The sequence below is a fragment of the Clostridia bacterium genome (assembly GCA_017405765.1).
Classification (GTDB): domain Bacteria; phylum Bacillota; class Clostridia; order Oscillospirales; family RGIG577; genus RGIG577.
Genome location: JAFQZS010000004.1, coordinates 1 through 7081, shown reverse-complemented (window position 1 = coordinate 7081; position 7081 = coordinate 1). Strand labels below are relative to the sequence as shown.

Annotated in this window: 5 protein-coding genes; 1 reads left to right on the top strand and 4 read right to left on the bottom strand. The window is 50.6% G+C overall.

Annotated elements, in window-relative coordinates; genetic code table 11:
- Positions 1–150 precede the first annotated feature (150 nt).
- Positions 151–786, bottom strand: a complete 636-nt coding sequence (locus IJG50_01075) for an S-layer homology domain-containing protein (protein ID MBQ3378439.1) — start codon at positions 784–786, stop codon at positions 151–153.
- A gap of 334 nt (positions 787–1120) precedes the next feature.
- Between IJG50_01075 and IJG50_01070 the strand changes: the two genes are divergently transcribed.
- Positions 1121–1567 carry an Hsp20/alpha crystallin family protein gene (locus IJG50_01070; protein MBQ3378438.1) on the top strand — a complete coding sequence of 149 codons (447 nt, stop codon included), beginning with the start codon at positions 1121–1123 and terminating at the stop codon, positions 1565–1567.
- A 58-nt stretch (positions 1568–1625) separates the two neighbouring features.
- On the opposite strand, the gene IJG50_01065 is transcribed toward IJG50_01070, so the two are convergent.
- The 3 genes from IJG50_01065 to IJG50_01055 form a co-directional block, all read right to left on the bottom strand.
- Positions 1626–2138: a CDP-alcohol phosphatidyltransferase family protein gene (locus IJG50_01065; protein ID MBQ3378437.1), complete on the bottom strand. Its 513-nt coding sequence runs from the start codon at positions 2136–2138 to the stop codon at positions 1626–1628.
- Complete coding sequence (gene htpG, locus IJG50_01060) at positions 2135–4045, bottom strand: molecular chaperone HtpG (GenBank protein ID MBQ3378436.1); 1911 nt, start codon at positions 4043–4045, stop codon at positions 2135–2137. The genes IJG50_01065 and htpG overlap by 4 nt, the downstream gene beginning before the upstream one ends.
- 230 nt (positions 4046–4275) lie before the next feature.
- The coding region (locus IJG50_01055; protein ID MBQ3378435.1) for an S-layer homology domain-containing protein at positions 4276–7081 on the bottom strand (2806 nt) is incomplete at its 5' end.

Genomic DNA, 7081 nt, shown 5'->3' with positions numbered 1-7081 from the left:
GCCGCCGCCCTTGACATGCATTCCGTTCCCGCTTATACTGCAAGAAAGGGAGGCCGGAATAATCCGCCCTCCCGCAATATATTATTTTTGCTCTGTTTTACACCATGCTTCGGGCTTTACACAAATTTTGGGACAGACCCTTTTACTTCATTACGCCATAAATGCGTTATAGCTTCTGTAAAGGAACGTGATTATCTCCGCTCTTGTGCAGACCTTATCGGGGCTGAACGTATTTTTAGAGGTGCCCACGGTCACTCCCTCGCCGCTTGCCCACATTACGGCGTTATAATAATAAGCTCCCGCGCTCACATCCGAAAAGCTTGCTTTCGCCCCCGCTTTGGGCTCGCCCATCGCGCGGTAAATAAAGCTTACGGCCTGCGCGCGCGTGCAGGAGCCGTCGGGATCGAACCTGCCGTCGGAAGCGCCCAGCGTTATACCGTGCCCCGCCGCCCACATTACTGCGGTATAGTAGTAATCGCTTTTCGAGACGTCCGAAAACACGGGCGCGTTCGAGCCCGCCTTGGGCTTTCCCACAGCCCGCCATAAAAAGCTTACCATTTGAGCGCGCGTACACGTTTCGCCGGGAGCGAACATAGTGTCGGAAACGCCTGTCGTTATGCCCATATCCACAGCCCAGTTAACTGCATCGCAGTAATAATCCGAGGCTGAAACATCGCCAAAGCTTGCGCCCGCTCCCATCGCCGAAAACCCTGACACAAAAAAGAGCACGGCAAACAGTGCAAGGGCGACAAAGCTTTTTAAAGCTGTTTTTTTATTATTTTTCATCGGTCTTTTCTCCTAACTTCTTTTGTTACGCATTAGATTATCACATTTTTTCGCCGAAAACAACAGCGGTAATGATAAGGCGCATAAAAAACGAAGTGCGCCGCATAATATTATAAAAGTCTTCCCGCTGGGAAAATAGCATTTTAAGGCGTCTTAAATACTTTTTAAAATAACAAGGAGAGTTAATAAATTGTTTACAATTAAATTAGCACTCACCTATTGACAGCGCTGATAATAGTGCTATAATGTAATCGTACGAAGGACAGAGAAAGTCAAACGTCCGATGTGCTTTAGTATTGTTAATAATGTTTCAATTATAAAGGAGGAAATTAAAATGTTACCCGCAATTTTCAGAGACAGACTTTTCGACAACTGGATGCGCTTCCCCGCTTTCGATGATTTTTACGACATCGACAAAAAGCTTTACGGCGCAAATAATTCCAACGTCATGAACACCGACGTGCGCGAGCATGACGATCGTTACGCCATCGATATCGATCTTCCGGGCTTCTTAAAGGATGAGCTTTCGCTCAGCCTTGAAAACGGTTATCTCACCGTTACGGCTCAGAAAAATGTTGATAACGAGGACAAAAACGAAGAGGGCAAGCTTATAAGAAGAGAGCGTTACTCGGGCACGATGCAGAGAAGCTTTTATATCGGCGAGAATCTCACCGAGGATGACATAAAGGCCAAGTTTGAAAACGGCGTGCTCTACCTCACCGTACCGAAGAAGGACGCAAAGCCCCTCCCCGAAAAGAAGACCATATTGATCGAAGGCTGAACGCCCCGAAAAATACCCGCCGCAAAACCGCGGCGGGTATTTTTTATATGCTCTTCTATTATTCTGACGTCTTGGTTGTTCTGATAAGATACCCTTCCCAAATCGCCGCGATCGTTGCAGCTGTACATACGATGGGCAACGTGTATTTCAAATCAATAAACGGCAATGTCAGCGGGAAAAGAAACAATAGCATCCCCGTTACCTTGTTCATAACAGAATGTACCGCTATAAACTTTTTCTGTTTTATAAAGCCCGTGACCAAGTTGAGTATCTTCATTATTGCGATGACGGCGACCCAAATATAAATAAGGCTCGGAATACTTAATACCGGCAGGATCTTTATCATACATACCGCAACAAATATTATGTCGGCGAAAGTATCGAACTTTGCACCGAACGCGCTTACGTTATTTGTTTTCCGCGCTATTGCGCCGTCAATCATATCGGAAACTCCGCAAGCGATGTAAATAAAGTTAAAAGCCATAGACAGCGCCGGGAAAAACAGCAATGCGGCGGAAAGCAAAATTCTTATGCTTGTAACAATATTTGCCGCGTTGATGCGTTTCGTCATTCTACCATAAGCTCACATACGAGCGCGCCCACCTCGGCGGCGTTTTTAAGCTCCATTCCGCTTATAAGGCGAGCCTGCGCGTATAAAATCTTCGAGTACTTTGCAAGTCTGTCCTTATCCGTTTCAAAAAGCGATCTCAGCTTATCCGCGATAGGATGCGTAAGGCTTATCTCAAGCACGAGCTCGGCCTTTATGCTGCCCTCCTCGAAGCCCGGCATCTGACTCAACGTCTTTTCCATGCCGACCGAAACGGGGCCCTCGCTCGATATGCAGGCGGGGTGGTTCTTAAGCGTATTCGTAAAGCGCACCTCATGAACGCCATCGCCTATGCTCTCTTTGATAAACGCGAAAAGCTCCGCGTTCTTCTCGTTTTCCGCCTTTAAGCTCTCTTTTTCCTCGTCTGTCGAAAGATCAAGATTATCCTGGCATACGTTGGAGAACTCTTTATCGTCGTAAGTGCGAAGTATCTGAAGCGCGAACTCATCTATATCGTCGGTAAGATAAAGCACCTCGTATCCGTGCTCCAAAACGGCCTCTACCTGCGGAAGCAGGCTTATCTGCTCAATGCTGTCGCCCGCAGCGTAGTATATTTTCTTTTGGTCTTCCTTCATGCGCGAAACGTATTCCTTGAAGGTGACGTTTTTCTTCTCAAACGATGACGCGAAAAGTATAAGGTCCTTTAAGCTGTCCTTGTTTGCGCCGAAGTTGTTGTACATGCCGAATTTTAATTGACGGCCGAACGCTTTATAGAACTGCTCGTACTTATCGCGCTCATTTTCAAGCATCTTTGAAAGCTCCGAGCCTATCTTCTTCTCTATTGCCTTCGCTATGCTTTTAAGCTGCCTGTCGTGCTGCAGCATCTCGCGGGAGATGTTCAAAGACAGGTCGGCGCTGTCAACGAGGCCGGCAACAAAACCGAAATGATCCGGCAGAAGGTCCTTGCATTTATCCATGATGAGCACGCCGCTCGAATAGAGCTTCAGTCCCTTTTCGTATTCCGTGCTGTAATAATCGTAGGGCGCGTGTGCGGGTATGAATAAAAGCGCCTCGTAATTCGATACGCCCTCTGTCTTTTGGCGTATTACCTTGAGCGGAGGCTCGTAATCGTAGAATTTGTCGCGGTAGAACACAGCGTATTCCTCGTCGCTCACCTCGCCCTTGGGACGCTTCCAAAGCGGCACCATGCTGTTTAAAGTTTCGTCCTCGACGTAGCTTTCAAACTCCGGCTTGTCGTCGGGGCTGCCCTCTTTTTTGCGCGACTTCGTAACGCTCATGCGAATGGGATAGCGGATATAGTCGCTGTATTTCTTTACAAGGTCCTTTATCTTCCACTCGTCAAGGAATTCGTCGTAATTTTCGTCCTCGGTGTTCTCCTTTAAGCGAAGCGTTATCATCGTTCCGACGTCGCTCTTATTCGACGCGTCTATCGTATATCCGTCCGCGCCCGACGATCTCCAGCGATATGCCTCGTCGGAATCTATGGCCTTCGTTTCAACCGTTATCTCGGAGCTTACCATGAAAGCCGAGTAAAAGCCCACGCCGAACTGACCGATAATATCTATCTTGTCCGCGCCCTCCTGCTCGCTTTCGGAGTCGTTCTTAAAATCGAACGAGCCGCTCTTTGCTATCGTGCCCAGATTTAAGTCAAGCTCTTCTTTTGTCATGCCGCAGCCGTTGTCGAATATCATAAGTACGCGGCTTATCTTATCAGCGACGATGCGTATCTCGTATTCGCCGCCCGAAAGCGCCGCTTTCGAGTCGGTAAGCGAACGGAAATACCGCTTGTCAATAGCGTCGCTCGCGTTTGAGATAAGCTCTCTTAAAAATATCTCCTTATGCGTGTATATCGAGTTTATCATCATATCGAGCAACTTTTTTGATTCTGTTTTAAATTGCTTCTTTGCCATACGGGTTACCTCTTTTCCATATTGATAAAATAAACTTAAGTCTTTATTATGCGCCATACCGCGCCGAAATATTCGCGCGCGCCGTAATCTGCACGGCGTTTTGGCGTTATTTATTTATATTACCACAACGAAAGCGTCCGCGCAAGGCAGCGAAGGCGCAAAAAGCGCCTCGACCTGAAGCAAAAGGCCCGAACCGTTATTTCGGTCCGGGCCTTTTTAAGCTTGTTTCTTCATTCGACCGTGAAAACTTCGGCCGTCTGATCTGCCTCGCTTGCCATTTCTTCAAAGAAGCGCATGAATATCGCGGCTATCTGCGCGCGCGTCGCGTCGGCTGCGGGAGCAAGCGTCTCCCCGTCAATGCCGTTTATTATGCCTTTCATCGTCATCCAGCAGAGCGGCTCGTAAGCGTATTCGGAGACTTTATCCGCGTCGGCGTATCCAAGCGGGAACGCCCACATGCCTACGAAGCCCTTGCCCTGCGCCTTTGCGTAACGGTAAAGTATGGCCGCGAGCTGTTCGCGCGTCACCGGAGTGTCGGGCTCGAAAGTATCTTCCGTGATACCCTTGACCGCGCCGCTCTCGGCCGCCCATGCGACTGCTTCCGAGTACCAGCTTTCTTTTGGCACGTCCGTAAATCCCGAAGGCGCCTGTGCCTCGGGCTTGCCTGCAAAACGCCACAGCATCGTAACTACCATAGCGCGCGTCGTGCTGTCGTCCGGCGCAAACAAGATCTCTGCCACGCCGTTCATGATCCCGTTATCAACTGCCCATTGCACTGCATCGCAGTACCATGCGTCCGCGTTCACGTCTGCAAATCTTACGCTTACATCAGAAGCGTCCGCATCGCCTGCCTTTACGAATTCGGGCGTTACGGTCACCGCCGTTTCGGGCATCGTAAACGAGTAAGTTCCGTCGCCGTTATCAGTAACGGGGACTTCTCTGCCGCTTGCATCGGTAACGCTCACGCCTGCGGTGCGGTATCCCTCATCGGGATATGCCGTAACGACTACCGTGTCATTTGCCCTTGCGCTCTTACTGCTTATGCTTACGCTGCCGTTTTGCAATTCGTCAGAAGACGCCGTGTTTACAGCGTTGGCTGCGGCGGAGGAGCCGCCTCCACCGCCGCCTCCTCCGTCGCTCGGCAGCGGCACAGGTTCGGGCTCGGGGCCCGATTCGTTTATGTCGGCGGTGTAGAGATCCGATTTTATAAGCATTGCATACGAAGTATCGCTGTCCTCCGAAGATACTGCCGTGAGTCTTAAGTCAATATAATCGTATCTGTTGTATTCCGATTCCTGAGGTGTGAAGTAAATATCTATCGCTTTTTCCTCGCCGGGCGAAAGCGTCGGCGCTCCGCCTGCGTCTATCGTGCGAAGCACGCTGCCGTTTTGTCTGCAAAGCTCAAGATCTACCCCAACTTCGGACGACGCCTTGCTGCCTGTATTCTTTACTGTCGCGGTAAGATGCGCGTCGCCGTTATTTTCTCCGCGAGTTACGTCAAGATCCTTAACCTCAAGCTGTACCGCGTCGGGCACGTCTATCACCGTAACTGCGCGTCCTCCAATAACTTCTCCGTTCTCATCGAGCGCCGAAGCCAAGATCTCTATCTTTGCGCCCGAAACGTCTCCCGGCACTTCCCATCCGATATCAAGGCTTACGCTCTCGCCGCCCATGACAGGCTCCGCATTCGTAATACGACCGAGCTCGGTGCGTTCGCCGCCTGAAATGAGCGTCGCAGTCACGTCATAGCCTTCCGCGTTCAACAGTCCGCTGTTCTCAAGCACGAAGCTTACATTCGCAACGCCGCCTGGGAAGAGCTCTCCCGAAACGGAGCACGATCCCTTCGGCACCGCAAGGGTGCATGTGGGCAGCAGATTGAGAAGCACGAGCGAGTTGTCGCTTCTGTATACTCCGCCGTTTCCGTCGTTCAGGTTGTCATAGCAGTTTGCAACGACTGCCGCCCTGCTGTCATCCGTCATGGTGATATCAAGCTCGTCGAATACGCGGTCGCCCTTGGTGAGTCTTACCGCGCTGCCGAATCCCACGCTCTCGCCGTCATTTTGGAAGCGAAGCGCGCACAGATCCATTCCCGAAGAATCGGGATCCTGATCGTATGCCGTGAAGAATATATATACGTCCGTGCCGTCGGAAACGAGGCTGTAGGAGTCGCCAGCGCTTTGGAGTGCGTCGTCTTTCCAGAAGGTAGTGCTGTACGTACGAAGCTCTCCGCGCGAAAGGTCATCGTAAATGCTGTCCTCAAATTCCTCATCTGTCATATTCAGGTCGGACGCCGTCTTCTTGTACCAATTCCAATCGGAGGCGTCTGCCTCCCAGTATGCAGAGGCTACAGCGTAAGTATCTAGCTGTACGGAATCTTCCTCCGTGTCGTTCGTCGGATCGAATAACGCTGAAAGCAGGTCTGTCACGTTTACCATGTTGAAGACGTATCCCTCGGACAGCCACGACAGCCACACCTCATCGCCAAGTCTCGTAAGCTTGGGCGCAGAGGGGCTTTCGGCATTAGTCATTATGCGTATGGGGCGGTATTTAACATTGTTCGATACGCTCGTTATTGCAAGATAAAGCTCTCTGTCCTCTGCTGTGTCGTTAATATTCCCGTCCGTATCGACCGTGTAAGTCTCAAGCATCCAGCTTCCTTCGCCCACCTTTACTGCAGCCGTGTTGTAATCCAGCACGAGCGGGTCAATTATCGTTGGATGCTGTATGGTGTTGTAGCGTTCGTGATTGCCCCCTCCGTCGGGCACTACGGCGCCGTAGCCCGCGTCGATCGTTATGCAGGCCATAACGGAGTACGTTCCCGTGAAGTCTAAAAGGTCGTCCGCATCCTGAAGTCTTACGTCCCTGTTCGTAAGATCGCGCTTCATATAGGTTATGTAAGCGCGTTCGCCGTCGGAGCATATCTGCGGATCCAGGTTCGCGTATTCATCGTCCGTAAGAGTTATCTTTCTGCCCATTGTGTTCGTAACGGGGTCGAATATCGCGCAGGAAACGCCCATCTTTCCCAGCATGGAGTCT